At 44.5% G+C, this 12,912-nt stretch carries 11 protein-coding genes; 5 read left to right on the top strand and 6 right to left on the bottom strand.

Features of this window, described 5'->3' with window-relative positions; all coding sequences use genetic code 11:
* Positions 1 to 448: 448 nt before the first annotated feature.
* Entirely contained in the window at positions 449 to 718 is a 270-nt protein-coding gene (rpsO, locus tag FTU82_RS12315; RefSeq protein ID WP_004637724.1) for a 30S ribosomal protein S15, read from the top strand.
* Between the two features lie 259 nt (positions 719 to 977).
* Positions 978 to 3,065 carry a polyribonucleotide nucleotidyltransferase gene (pnp, locus tag FTU82_RS12310; RefSeq protein ID WP_171063368.1) on the top strand — a complete coding sequence of 696 codons (2,088 nt, stop codon included), beginning with the start codon at positions 978 to 980 and terminating at the stop codon, positions 3,063 to 3,065.
* Positions 3,066 to 3,262: 197 nt separating this feature from the next.
* Here pnp and FTU82_RS12305 read toward each other — a convergent pair whose 3' ends face one another.
* The 6 genes from FTU82_RS12305 to FTU82_RS12280 all read right to left on the bottom strand — a co-directional run bounded on the left by FTU82_RS12305 (position 3,263) and on the right by FTU82_RS12280 (position 10,269).
* Complete coding sequence (locus tag FTU82_RS12305; RefSeq protein ID WP_005095339.1) at positions 3,263 to 3,526, bottom strand: YdcH family protein; 264 nt, start codon at positions 3,524 to 3,526, stop codon at positions 3,263 to 3,265.
* Positions 3,527 to 3,614: 88 nt separating this feature from the next.
* Positions 3,615 to 3,947: a chaperone modulator CbpM gene (locus tag FTU82_RS12300; RefSeq protein ID WP_005095341.1), complete on the bottom strand. Its 333-nt coding sequence runs from the start codon at positions 3,945 to 3,947 to the stop codon at positions 3,615 to 3,617.
* Between the two features lie 459 nt (positions 3,948 to 4,406).
* On the bottom strand, positions 4,407 to 4,868 hold the full coding sequence (locus FTU82_RS12295; protein WP_005095344.1) for a DUF2147 domain-containing protein: 462 nt from the start codon (positions 4,866 to 4,868) through the stop codon (positions 4,407 to 4,409).
* A gap of 323 nt (positions 4,869 to 5,191) precedes the next feature.
* Positions 5,192 to 6,067, bottom strand: coding sequence for an Hsp33 family molecular chaperone HslO (locus FTU82_RS12290; protein WP_005095347.1), 876 nt, complete (start codon positions 6,065 to 6,067; stop codon positions 5,192 to 5,194).
* 50 nt (positions 6,068 to 6,117) lie between these two features.
* Positions 6,118 to 7,971 (bottom strand): cation:proton antiporter, encoded by a 1,854-nt coding sequence (locus FTU82_RS12285; protein ID WP_180101394.1) that lies wholly within the window; start codon positions 7,969 to 7,971, stop codon positions 6,118 to 6,120.
* Positions 7,972 to 8,046: 75 nt separating this feature from the next.
* A complete protein-coding gene (locus tag FTU82_RS12280) occupies positions 8,047 to 10,269 on the bottom strand; it encodes a primosomal protein N' (protein WP_100355492.1) in 2,223 nt (740 codons plus the stop codon).
* A 150-nt stretch (positions 10,270 to 10,419) separates the two neighbouring features.
* Here FTU82_RS12280 and gspF point away from each other — a divergent pair, with 150 nt between their 5' ends.
* From gspF to FTU82_RS12265, 3 genes are all read left to right on the top strand, one after another.
* Complete coding sequence (gspF, locus tag FTU82_RS12275; protein WP_074383949.1) at positions 10,420 to 11,625, top strand: type II secretion system inner membrane protein GspF; 1,206 nt, start codon at positions 10,420 to 10,422, stop codon at positions 11,623 to 11,625.
* 79 nt (positions 11,626 to 11,704) lie between these two features.
* A complete protein-coding gene (gspG, locus tag FTU82_RS12270) occupies positions 11,705 to 12,139 on the top strand; it encodes a type II secretion system major pseudopilin GspG (protein WP_005095357.1) in 435 nt (144 codons plus the stop codon).
* Positions 12,140 to 12,423: 284 nt separating this feature from the next.
* Positions 12,424 to 12,759, top strand: a complete 336-nt coding sequence (locus tag FTU82_RS12265; RefSeq protein WP_100355491.1) for a hypothetical protein — start codon at positions 12,424 to 12,426, stop codon at positions 12,757 to 12,759.
* The last annotated feature ends 153 nt before the right edge of the window (positions 12,760 to 12,912 follow it).

Below are 12,912 nucleotides of genomic sequence, written 5' to 3'. Positions count from 1 at the left end.
TCATGAGAAAGCCCATATAAATGGGTAATGTACAAGTTGCTGTAGAAGCATGTTTAATTCGTCTGATCACAGATACTTTATAAAGTATTTTAATACTTTTTTGAATCCGTCAATGCGTAAGTCCTATATTTTTTATTCAGACAGACGACGGTACATTAAAACAATAGAAAAAGCGTTCTAATTGCTTAGGTCGATTTCTCTATTTAAGTGGTCTAGACGATCTCGCTTAAAACAGTACAGATCTTGAATAACTCAGGATCAATGGACAACAGCTTCGCTTTAAATAAATCACCGATTGAAAACATTTAAAAGTGCTGATCTATTTTTGCAATTTGGCGCATTTTCCCTTAAAATATACAACTTGCTGTAGTGATGCACGGCAGTCAAAGTTTTGAATTCTCATTACATTGATTTTTATCAAAATATATAAGCATCTCGGAGAAATCGAATGGCTTTAACTAACGCAGATCGCGCAGAGATCATTGCTAAATTCGCACGCGCTGAAAACGACACTGGTTCACCAGAAGTTCAAGTAGCTCTTTTGACTGCTCAAATCAATGACTTACAAGGTCACTTCAAAGAGCACAAACACGACCACCATAGCCGTCGCGGTCTAATCCGTATGGTTAACCAACGTCGTAAGCTGCTTGACTACCTAAATGGTAAAGACCACGGTCGTTATGTAGCATTGATCGGTGCTTTAGGTTTACGTCGTTAATTCGATTTAAACTTTATTTTCGGGTTATTGCATGCTTTGTGCTTTATTGCTGAAAACTAAAGTCGGTTTAGCTTTTGGCTAGGCCAGTGGAAGGGGCGAATGTTTCGCTCCTTCTTTGTGTTTAAAAATAGTATTTAATCTGGTGAGGTCGGCTTCTAAGCTTTGTCATTTGTTCGTCTATATAGTCGTGAATGCCAAACCTTAGGGGTCTCCACTAGAATAATTGTTCACAAGAACTAGGAAAAAATAAAACATGTCGATGTTTAATATTATTCGTAAAGAATTCCAATTCGGTCAACACAACGTGATTCTTGAAACAGGTCGCGTTGCACGTCAAGCAAACACTGTTGTGATCACCATGGGCGGCGTACAGGTTCTTGTTGCTGTTGTAGCGCAACCTAAAGCAAAAGCCGGTCAAGACTTCTTCCCATTGACTGTTAACTACCAAGAAAAGCAATATGCTGCAGGCCGTATCCCGGGTGGTTATGGTAAGCGTGAAGGCCGTCAGTCTGAAGCTGAAACTTTAATTTCACGTCTGATCGACCGTCCAATTCGTCCATTGTTCCCAGAAGGTTACTTCAACGAAATTCAAGTGACTGCGACAGTAATTTCATCTGACAAAACCATGGATGCTGACATTGCTGCAATGCTGGGTACTTCTGCTGCATTGTCGATTGCAGGTACGCCTTTCCGTGGTCCAATCGGCGGCGCTCGCGTTGGTTTGATCAACGGTGAATACATCCTGAACCCGAACCACGAACAGTTAAAAGAGTCTGATCTTGATCTGGTTGTTGCAGGTACTGAAGCTGCAGTATTGATGGTTGAATCTGAAGCGAAAGAACTTTCAGAAGACCAAATGCTGGGCGCTGTATTGTTCGGTCATGACGAAATGCAAATCGCGATTCAAGCGATCAAAGAATTTGCTGCAGCAGCTGGCGCAGTTGAGTCAACTTGGGTTGCTCCAAGCAAAAATGAAGCGCTTCTTGGTCAATTAAAAGATGCATTCGAAGCGAAAATCTCTGAAGCCTACACAATTGCTGTGAAACAAGATCGTTATGCAGCACTTGATGCACTTCACGCAGAAGCGGTTGCTCAGTTCGTTCCTGAAGAAGATGAAACAGGTATTGCTGACGAAGTAAACGAACTCTTTGAAGATCTTAAATACCGCACGGTTCGTGACAACATCTTGTCTGGTAAGCCACGTATTGATGGTCGTGATACCAAAACTGTTCGTGCAATCGATGTACAAGTGGGCGTGTTAGGCCGTGCACACGGTTCTGCATTGTTCACACGTGGTGAAACTCAGGCGTTGGTCACAACAACTTTGGGTAACACCCGTGATGCGTTGATGGTTGATACCCTTGCAGGTACGAAAACTGACAACTTCATGCTTCACTATAACTTCCCTGCATACTCTGTAGGTGAAACGGGTCGTGAATCTGGTCCTAAGCGTCGTGAAATCGGTCACGGTCGTCTAGCGCGCCGTGGTGTTCAAGCGGTTCTTCCTGCAGCTGACCGCTTCCCGTACGTGATCCGTATCGTATCTGACATCACAGAATCGAACGGTTCATCTTCAATGGCTTCTGTATGTGGTGCTTCTCTATCACTTATGGATGCAGGTGTTCCACTTAAAGCACCAGTTGCGGGTATCGCAATGGGTCTAGTGAAAGAAGGCGAGCGTTTCGCAGTTCTTTCTGACATCCTGGGTGATGAAGATCATCTGGGCGACATGGACTTTAAAGTCGCAGGTTCTGCAAACGGTATTACTGCACTGCAAATGGACATCAAGATCGAAGGGATTACTGAAGAGATCATGGAGTCTGCATTGAACCAGGCTTATGCCGGTCGTATGCACATTCTTAATGAGATGAACCAAGTCATTTCACGCGCTCGTCCTGAAATTTCGATGCATGCACCAACATTCCAAGTGATCAACATCAACCCGGACAAAATCCGTGATGTAATCGGTAAAGGCGGCGCGACGATTCGTGCGATTACTGAAGAAACGAAAGCTGCAATCGATATTGAAGATAACGGTACAGTTCGCGTATTCGGTGAAACTAAAGCGGCAGCAGCTGCTGCAGTTGCGAAGATTCAAGCATTAACTGCTGAGATCGAACCAGGTACAATTTACGTGGGTAAAGTGATTCGTATCGTTGAATTCGGTGCGTTCGTGAATATTCTTCCGGGTACTGATGGTTTACTTCATATCTCTCAAATCTCGAACGAACGCATTGCGAACGTTGCAGATGTATTGAAAGAAGGTCAAGAAGTGAAGGTACAGGTTGCAGACGTTGACAACCGTGGCCGTATCAAATTGACCATGAAAGACATCGAACAAGTTTAATCTACTGAATATTCCCATGAGTTAGCTCATGGGAATGAAATATCAAAAGCCCTGAGCTTGATCAAAGTGCTTACTTTGGCTGTTCAGGGCTTTTTTTATGCTTCGGAAAATCTCCGCACATCTGGCCAAAATGTTTGAATCGCCCACAGGCTGTCAACGATTGTCGCACGATCTGAGTCTGTATTAAGCAGTTGATCTTAGGTCAGGGGATCGGCTTCAGAACTTTTTAGCAGACGATAAATTTCATCTTTCAATTTTAGCTTTTTACGCTTGATCGCTTCAATATCATTGTTGATATGATTGACCGGGTCGAGTTCAAGCTGACTAATTTTCCTGTCCAGCTCATTATGTTCCTCAAACAATTTGGCAAAGTATGGATTTTCCTCGCGAAGTTGCACAATCAAGTCGCGGTATTCGGGAAACATGTATTTCATTTTTTTATTACAATCTTTGGTTTTCATAGCGCTTTTTATACTCTAATCATCAAATTAAAAATAAATATGCCCTGATCTGCAGCGAAAGATGCAGATAGACAGAGCATCAAAGGACTTACTTAAAATGCAAATGTTTGACCTCGCGGCGTAACTCCTGCACTTCATCGATGAGGTCCAGCATCATCGCGACTGCGGTAAATGACGCATCAAAATCGCGTTGCAGGCGATAGGCGCGTTGTGCACGCGAAATATCCTCACCGAGGAAAGTGCTGGCTGGCGTGACAGGAGAACGATCGGGCAGAATTCCATGTTCAATCAATTGCATGACCCATTCCGGACTTTGTCCGCATGCTTCTGCGAAGTGGATGAGGTCAAATGAGTGATCGTCCATAATTTCTGACGGGGTATAGTCCTGTGAAAAGCTTTCTTGGTACTGAATTGTAGTCATGGCTCTACTCCTTAAACAGCCAAGTGTGCAAAATTGAGAGAATGAAAAGGTGCTGAAGTAAAACGCTTTCTATTCTTCGGATATGCAGACTCAGAGTGATGACTCAAATGATCACGAGAAAAAAATCGATATGTTCCGGTATTCAATGCCTCAGGAACGCGCGAATAAGAGAAGGTGAAAGTGAACGCTGTTTTTATAGTTTTATGTTTTATTGACCGAATGTGTTCAAACACTTTCCTGTGTTGAATATACGCTGCCCTATGAGGACGGCAAAGCAGACCTGATGACAGAATTGAACAAGGCTGAAGATTGATCATCATAAATGGATAAAAAATAACCGTCTTCGATCCATTATTATGACTTTAGCCGCGCCAAAACAGTTTTTATTTGTACTTTATTGTTTCAAATCATGACAAAGAAAAAGCCCCTGATACAGAGGCTTTGAAAATCTTTCTGAAATTAATGTTTTATCCAGGTTACACTGCGGCCAATTACTGAGACACCGACATAACCACGCAAGGTTAGACGTTTGCCATTGGCGCTTAGGCGTGCTTTGCCTTTGTAAATTTTGCCACTGATCGGATCAAGCACTTTGCCGTCATGGTATTCACGTGGCTTTTTCGGATCTGCTTTAAAATCCCAGATAAACGGCAGGCCTATAAACGGTTTGTCTTTGAGCTGACCTGGACATTTATGACAGATGCCCATTTTCTCTGCGCCAGGCAAGCTACGTGTTGCGACAATTATTCCTTCATAGCTACCATCCGCTTTCTTACGAACTTCTACATCCGCACGAGAATAGCCTGATTGATCATCAATGGTTTTCCATTTACCCACTAACGGATCTTCATAGGCAAAGGCCAAGCTAGAAACCGCAGCCAAACTTATCCCCATCACTAGAGTGTTCAATAATTTTTTCATAACATACCTGTTAAATTTGATACTGTATTCATTTTAGAATTATTACTCTAATTTATTTTAAAAGCATAATTAAATCAATACTATAAAATGTGATTGTATTCTCATAATTTTTTTAAAACGATGATTATTTGGTCTTTGTTAATGTGAATAGTCTTATAATTTAAATGGGATTTTGGGGTGGGGTTTATCTGAGGATCTGATTCAGTGAATAGGCAGGTTTTCTACTGGAGGTAAATATGCTCTGTTGAGCTTCGTCATGTAAATTTTAAAACATAAAAAAGCACTCCTGAGGAATGCTTTTTTAAACTCATGCTTAGCACCGTTTAGCTTAGATGTTCACCACATAGACCTAAGGCCTCTTCGGCTGTAAAGGTATATTGGCTATTACAGAACTGACAATCCATTTTGATCGGATTCTGGAATTCCAGTGTTTCACGTATTGATTCTACGCCAATCTGTTGTAAGGCCACTGCACAGCGCTCTTTAGAGCAGGTACAGCCAAATTTCAAGGCTTCAGTTTCTGGTAAGCGCACCTCTTCCTCATTATATAAACGGTAAAGAATGTCAGTGGCTTGCAGGCCGATTAGTTCTTCAGTTTTCAAGGTTTCAGTGAGCATGGTCAGACGCGGCCATAAATCTTCATCAACACGGCGCTGTTCTTCTTCACTATTCCGTGGCAATAGCTGAATCAGTAAACCACCGGCGCGCTGATGGTCGCTTGCCAGTACAATGCGCGTTGGAATCTGTGCAGACAGGTCATAATACTGCATGAGGCAGCCAGCCAGATTTTCTTTGTCCAGCGGCACAATACCTTGATAACGCTCACCAAATTCTGGTTCGATATTGATAAACAGCACTGGAGAAACCAGTGACTTTAAGATGGTGCTGCTATCTTCACCCACCAGAAAGTGCGGATCTTCTTCATAGTCCGCCAAAGCGCGAACTTCACCCAAGTGGTTGCATTCAGCCATTGCCCATTTAAATGTGCCTGATGCCTGAATTTGCAGGCTGATACGCCCTTTAATCTTCAAGGTGCTGGCAAGCAGTGCAGTCGCAGTGAGCATTTCACCCAACAGAATCTTGACCGCAGGTGCATAGTCACGTTGCGCTAAAATGGTTTGTAAAGCTTCTTCAAGATGCACCACTTCACCACGAACAGGGCTATCTTCAATAAAAAAGCGTTGGCGTAAATCAGACATAAAATTCTCCATAACCCTGCTTTAATGGTGTCATTATTGTAAAACACAAGTTATGACAGATCATCTCTTAACGCATCAATTCCTGCGCCGTTTGTATCCTGTTGCGGCTGTGTATCTGTTTTTTGAACTTTGTTGCGTTGATCCTGCGCAAACAGATGTTCGAGTTCTGCCAAGCTACTGCGGTGATGTTCATAACTTGCGTGTTGATCCGAATCTAGATGGTATTGACTGTTGAGTAATTTTTCATCATGTGCGCGGAAGTATTCAATCTGTTGCTGACTTTCTTCCGGAGCAGTATTCAACTGGCTTAACAAAGCCTCACTCATTTCCAGTGCTGAAAAGTAGTTTTCACGCCAGATTTTCTCTACACCTAAATCCTGTAACAGATGCACATGATGACGATCACGCGCGCGTACCCATAAACAAGTTTCAGGATAATTCAGCCGGATATGCCGCACGATCAGCATCGAATCTTCAATATCATCAATGGCAATAATCACTTGCTGGGCCATCGCAATTCCTGCATGTGCCAAAGTTTCTGGCTCTGTCGCATCGGCCTGATAGAAAGGAATCTGATACTGCGCAAGCAGTTCAGTGGCTGGCACATTGCTGTCCATGACACTAAATACATGCTGTTGTTGCAGTAAAATCCGGGCAATAATTTGTCCAAAGCGGCCAAATCCAATCAGCAAAATAGGGGGGCTGGCTTGAGGACTGGAATCGGTTTCGAAGGTGGCTGCCAGATGATTGTTTTGATCCAAACGCGGTAAAACCTGACTGTGTAATAACCAGTAAAATGCCGGGCTAAGTAATAATGAGAAACTCACCATCCAGAGCAAGGGAGACAGCAGATTGGCTGCGATGATCTGGTCGGATACCGCAATCACCAGCGCCAGCAAGGCAAATTCGCCGCCTTGCACCAGACTAGCTGCTAACAAAGTACTATTGCGCCAGCTATTTTGATGATAACGTGCCAAGGCCAAAGTCATGGCAAATTTGACCAAGATTAAAGCTAGAGTGCCGCCTAAAATGATCCAGAGGAAATTCAACAGATCGGACAGTTGCAGTGACATACCCAGACTGATAAAGGCTAGGCCCATCAATAAACCCTGAAAAGGCCGAATGGTGCTTTCTACCGCGGGCCGGAAATCTGAATCTGCCAGTAAAATCCCGGCAAATAAAGCGCCAAGAAACAGATTCAGTCCAAGCGTACTCATCAAGAGCAGCAGTGCCAAAGTTACCGCAATCGCCACAATGGCATGCAGTTCGTGACTGCCACTTTTTGTAATCCAGCGATATAGTGGCTGCATCAGATAGCGATTACACAGGAACAAGCCGGTAAAAGTAGTGATCATCGCGGCAAAATAAGCCACTCCGTGTTCGGTCGAACGAATCCCGGCAAATAAAGGAATGGCGGCAATCACAGGAATGGCCAGCAGGGCATGCAGCAGCAGGATTGAATAGGTCTGTTGACCATAGCTGGTGGCAAACTGTTCCTGATTGTGGAGTTGTTGAATCACCAAGGTCATGGCTGACAGACTGCCAGCAAGTCCAATCACAATACTGGCCAGCAGGCTTTGTTGTAGAAAAATCCAGGCCAGCAGGCTAAAAATCAAGGTGCTCATTAGTACCTGCAAAGCAGCCGTCATCCACAGAGATTGACTGATCTGGGCGATGCGTTGTGGTCTGAGTTGCAGCCCGATCCAGAACAGCAGTGCCAACAGGCTGACGTTCATGAAACTGTTCATCAGGTCTGGAGTCTGAATCAGATGCAAAATACCGGGACTTAAGATCAGTCCTGTTAACAGATAGCCCAGTACGCTTGGTAGTCTGAGCCTTTTACTCAGTGGCACTATTAACAGTGCGATCACCAAAACCAGTGTTATTTGTAACAGTATCGACATTTTCCTGTCCTAAATTTTATGCTTGATCCAGACGTTGATGCGTATGTCCCGGACATGGACTCAGATGCAATTCTCTTAGCTGAGTTCTTGCGGGTCAATGTCCAGTGTCAGCTTCATGCTGGAAGGTTTGTCCTGCAGCATATTCTGCCACCAGCTGCGCACATAGTAATGCAAACGTGGACGATCTGCTGACAAGAGCACCATATGCGACTGATAGCGCCCAGCCTTACGTTCCATCGGCGCAGGAATTGGCCCCCAGATGTCCAGCGCCAGATCAGGATATTGCCTGAGGAATGCCGCATGTTTCTGTAAGAATTCGGTGTTTTGTGCCTGATCCTTGGATTCGCAGCGAATCAGGATGGCATAACGATAAGGCGGCATCTGGGCAATTTGCCGTTCCTTTAAGGTCTGCTGGGCAAACACACGATAATTTTCATTGACCAAGGTATTCAGCAGGGCATGATCCGGTCTGAGCGTCTGCAAATAGACATCGCCTTTGTGTTCACCACGTCCAGCCCGGCCTGCGACCTGAACGATCAGTTGTGCGGTACGTTCGGTGGCACGGAAATCCACACTGAGCAGACCGGAATCAATATCCAGAATCGCCACCAGCGTCACATAAGGAAAATGATGCCCTTTGGCCAGCATCTGGGTGCCGAGCAGAATCGCGGGTTCACTTTTTTGAATCTTGTCATAGATTTTTTGCCAGCTACCCACCCGGCTGGTGGAATCGCGATCGACCCGAATCACTTCATGATCTGGAAAAAGTTCATTCAGATGTTCTTCGACCTTGCCAGTGCCCATACCCAGTGTGACCAGTTCCTGATGCTGACACTGCGGACAGTGCTCTGGCATTCGGTGAATGGTGCCACAGTGATGGCAATGCAGATGCTGATAAGGCTGGCGATGCACAGTAAAATTGGCATCGCAGTGCGGACATTGTGCCTGCCAGCCACAACTGCCACAAAGCAGGACGGGGGCATAGCCACGGCGGTTTAAAAAGATCAGTACCTGTTCTTTTTTCTCCAGACGCTTTTTGATGTCCTGAATCAGTTGCAGACTGATGCCATGCTTTTTCTGTGCCACCTTTAAATCCAGAATATGGATTTTCGGCATTAAGGCTGTGCCGGCACGTTGATTCAGCTCCAGCACCTGCATTTTGCCATGTTCAACCAGCGCATAACTGTCGATACTTGGTGTCGCTGATCCCAGCAGCACTGGACATTGCTGTAAATGGCCGCGGTACAGCGCCACATCGCGGGCATGATAGCGGAAACCTTCCTGCTGCTTAAAAGACAAATCATGTTCTTCATCCAGAATGATCAGACCCAAATTCGGTATGGGGGTATAGATGGCGGAACGTGTGCCGAGGATGATTGAAGCTTTGCCAGTCTCTGCTGCCTGCCAGGCTTGCAGACGTTTTGTATCGTTTAGGCCTGAATGCAATAGCGCGATATGACACTGAAAACGCGACTGGAAACGGCTAATCGTTTGCGGGGTCAGACCAATTTCCGGCACCAGCACCAAAACCTGCTTGCCCTGTTTCAGCACCTGTTGCATGATTTGTAGATAGACTTCGGTTTTACCACTGCCGGTCAGACCATCCAGTAAAAAAGCCTGATATTGATTGCGATACTTTAATACCTGATCAATGGCATGTTTCTGTTCAGGATTAGCGGTTAGCGGCATTTGCGCCAATTGCATCGGCTGTGGACTGAAATCTTGTGGCTCCAGCACACAGGTACAAATCTCTTTTTTCTCCAGTGCTTTTAAGGTCGCAGTTTCAATTCCGGCCAAATTCAATACATTTTCAGTGGTGCCAACCGGATGCAGTTTTAAAATCCGGTAGGCTTCCTGCTGCTTTTCCGAACGGCGTATTTTAGCTTCAGCATCAGGGTTCAGAAGTTTCCAGGTGCGGGCCAGCAGGTTATAAGGCTTACCTTGGCGTAACAGCGTTGGCAGGGCACTGTGCACCACTTCACCCATCGGAAACTGATAATACTGTGCCGACCATGTCAACAAACTTAAAACTTTAGGGTCTATGATGGCACGTTCATCCAGCAATTCAGTGACGGGCTTGAGTTTAAAACGTGGGTCGACCGGAGTATCTGCGGAGAGCTTTTCGATAATCACCCCAACCAGATTCTGTCGTCCAAAAGATACCAATACGCGTGCGCCGACCTGGGCCTGCTCAAATTGTTCTGCATTCATACTGTAATCAAAACAATCGAATACATGCACAGGTACAGCAACGCGTACGCGACAAAGTGGACTAGAATCGGTATGAGAATTTTGCATGTCTGGTGCTGGATATCCTGAAGAAATTTCGTCGTGCTTAAAGTTCGATTATGGTAGAGTGAGCAGATAATTTATATCAAAGAATATGAATGATTTCGGTGGTCTGACGCAACAGCGTTAAGCAAAATTTTGGAAAATTAGAGCATTACAATGCCTGCATATCAGTTTATTGCGCTTGATGCTTCAGGAAAGCAGCAAAAAGGCGTGCTGGAGGGGGATTCTGCACGTCAGATCCGGCAACAGTTAAGGGATAAAGCACTTATTCCGGTCTCTGTTGATCCTGTCGAGAAAAAAGACAAACATGATCGGCGGAAATGGTTTGAAAAAAGCATTACCGCTTATGATCTGGCCTTAATGACCCGACAATTATCTGTCCTGGTCGCCGCCGCGATTCCGCTGGAAGAAGCCATCCGCGCCGTCGGTAAGCAAAGCGAAAAAGTACATGTACAAAATCTGCTGATGTCGGTGCGTTCCAAGGTTCTGGAGGGGCATAGTCTGGCGCAGGGTCTGCAACAGTCCGGGCGGTTTCCAGAATTGTATATTGCCACCATTGCGGCCGGTGAACGTTCCGGGCATCTGGATCTGATTCTGGATCAATTGGCTGACTATACCGAAAACCGTTTTGCCATGCAGAAAAAAATTCAAGGCGCGATGGTCTATCCAATTATTCTGATGCTGATGTCTTTTGCCATCGTGATGGGGCTGATGACTTATGTGGTGCCAGATATCGTCAAGACTTTTGATCAAAGCAAAGATGCCTTACCGTGGATTACGGTCGCCTTGATGAAAGCCAGTGATTTTATTCGTATTGCGTGGCCATTTCTCTTGGTTGGCGGTTTCTTGGGCATCTCCCTGCTGATACGATTCTTAAGAACCACAGCCGGGCATTATGCCTTCGACCGTTTAACCCTGAAACTGCCTTTATTTGGAAAATTATCACGCGGGATTAATGCCGCACGTTTTGCCAGTACCTTGTCCATTTTGACCCAGTCAGGCGTGCCTTTGGTCGATGCCCTACGGATTGGCGCTGCAGTCAGTAATAACTGGGTGATTCGTGATGCGGTCAATCTGGCAGCGGAAAAAGTCACCGAAGGCGGCAACCTGGCAACCCAGCTGGAGCGCAGTGGTTATTTTCCGCCGATGATGGTACAAATGATCAAAAGTGGCGAAGCCTCGGGCGAACTGGATCGCATGCTGGAGCGTGCATCACAGATGCAGGATCGGGAAGTCACCACGCTGATTTCGACTTTACTGGCCTTATTGGAACCTTTAATGCTGGTGCTAATGGCCAGTATTGTTTTGGTCATTGTGATTGCGGTGATGCTGCCAATCGTCAATATGAATAATATGATTTAAACAGAATCAAGTTAAAATTCCTGTGGTATTAAAATTAAATTGAATGTTGTGAATGATGCAAATGAATGAGAGAGATTGAATGAAAAGGAATCAATTAAATAAACAGACGGGCTTTACCTTAATCGAAGTGATGGTGGTGATTGTGATTCTCGGTGTGCTTGCTGCACTGATTGTACCGAACGTGATGGGACGCGGTGAAAAGGCCAAAGTGGATACCACTGTGATCAAGTTACAGAGTATTGCTGGTTCACTGGACCAATATAAGCTGGACAATGGCAAATATCCAAGCATGCAGGAAGGTGGTCTGGATGCACTGGTGAATCAGCCAGCGACTGCGAAAAACTGGTTGCCGGGCGGCTATGTCAAGGGCGGCTATCCTAAAGACAGTTGGGATAATGATCTGCAATATGTGATGCCGGGCACAAATGGTCGTACTTTTGATCTGTATTCATTCGGTGCAGATGGTCAGTCGGGTGGTGAAGGCACCGATGCTGATATTTATTATCAGCCTTGATTGAGAATCAATATAAACTCTCAATAGATGGAATATATCACTTCACTTAATAGATGTTTTCAATACTAAGTGAAGTGATAATAACTCTTAATTATAAATTATAATCTAAGTTTTTGATATTTATTGTAATTAATTAATAATTTGTATATGCGAGTTATAATAAGAATTATTCCCATATTTATCTATTACAATTATCGTAAAATATGAATAAATATAGACTTTCTATTTACTCAAAAAGGCTCATAATGATCTGAACGGCACTTGACGAGCCAACGGAGAAGAATATGAAAGCATTAATCTTAGGGGATGAAATAAACCAATTTCATTGGTCGATGCTGAAATCTATTCTTTTGGTTTTAAGCATGTTACCGATTAGTCAGGGCATTCTGCATTTATGGCAGACTACCGAGGGTAGCAGCCAGATTATGGTAGGTTTTTTTGCCATCAGTTTGATGAGTTCATTATTTGCATTGTGTTTCTGGTCGGCATTGAAAGCCTCGGTATTGCAATTAAAACAACGGCAGATGTCTGTATTCGAAAATATGATGGTGCAAACTTACCGCTATCTTCCAATGTTATCCCTCGCCAGTATGATTTCTTATCTAGCAGTTCAGTTCTAAAATTTGAAATATAAAAAACCGAGGCATTGACCTCGGTTTTTTATTGCCTTGAGTGTCCGTCCCTTTCGTAAAGGGAGCTTAGGAGAGATTGATAAGATGTTATATCTAGGAATTCACCTAAATCTCCCTTTGTAAAAGAGGGACTTGAAGAAA

This window comes from Acinetobacter sp. YH12151, assembly GCF_013418355.1.
Lineage (GTDB): Bacteria > Pseudomonadota > Gammaproteobacteria > Pseudomonadales > Moraxellaceae > Acinetobacter > Acinetobacter pseudolwoffii.
The sequence above is the reverse complement of the archived record's forward strand: the minus strand, read 5'-3'. Positions and strand labels throughout refer to the sequence as shown.

Bases quoted from the DNA above. Each gene is read 5' to 3' on its own strand.
- rpsO (WP_004637724.1), top strand. From the start codon at position 449: ATGGCTTTAACTAACGCAGATCGCGCAGAGATCATTGCTAAATTCGCA.
- pnp (WP_171063368.1), top strand. From the start codon at position 978: ATGTTTAATATTATTCGTAAAGAATTCCAATTCGGTCAACACAACGTG.
- FTU82_RS12305 (WP_005095339.1), bottom strand. From the start codon at position 3,526: ATGAAAACCAAAGATTGTAATAAAAAAATGAAATACATGTTTCCCGAA.
- FTU82_RS12300 (WP_005095341.1), bottom strand. From the start codon at position 3,947: ATGACTACAATTCAGTACCAAGAAAGCTTTTCACAGGACTATACCCCG.
- FTU82_RS12295 (WP_005095344.1), bottom strand. From the start codon at position 4,868: ATGAAAAAATTATTGAACACTCTAGTGATGGGGATAAGTTTGGCTGCG.
- FTU82_RS12290 (WP_005095347.1), bottom strand. From the start codon at position 6,067: ATGTCTGATTTACGCCAACGCTTTTTTATTGAAGATAGCCCTGTTCGT.
- FTU82_RS12285 (WP_180101394.1), bottom strand. From the start codon at position 7,971: ATGTCGATACTGTTACAAATAACACTGGTTTTGGTGATCGCACTGTTA.
- FTU82_RS12280 (WP_100355492.1), bottom strand. From the start codon at position 10,269: ATGCAAAATTCTCATACCGATTCTAGTCCACTTTGTCGCGTACGCGTT.
- gspF (WP_074383949.1), top strand. From the start codon at position 10,420: ATGCCTGCATATCAGTTTATTGCGCTTGATGCTTCAGGAAAGCAGCAA.
- gspG (WP_005095357.1), top strand. From the start codon at position 11,705: ATGAAAAGGAATCAATTAAATAAACAGACGGGCTTTACCTTAATCGAA.
- FTU82_RS12265 (WP_100355491.1), top strand. From the start codon at position 12,424: ATGAAAGCATTAATCTTAGGGGATGAAATAAACCAATTTCATTGGTCG.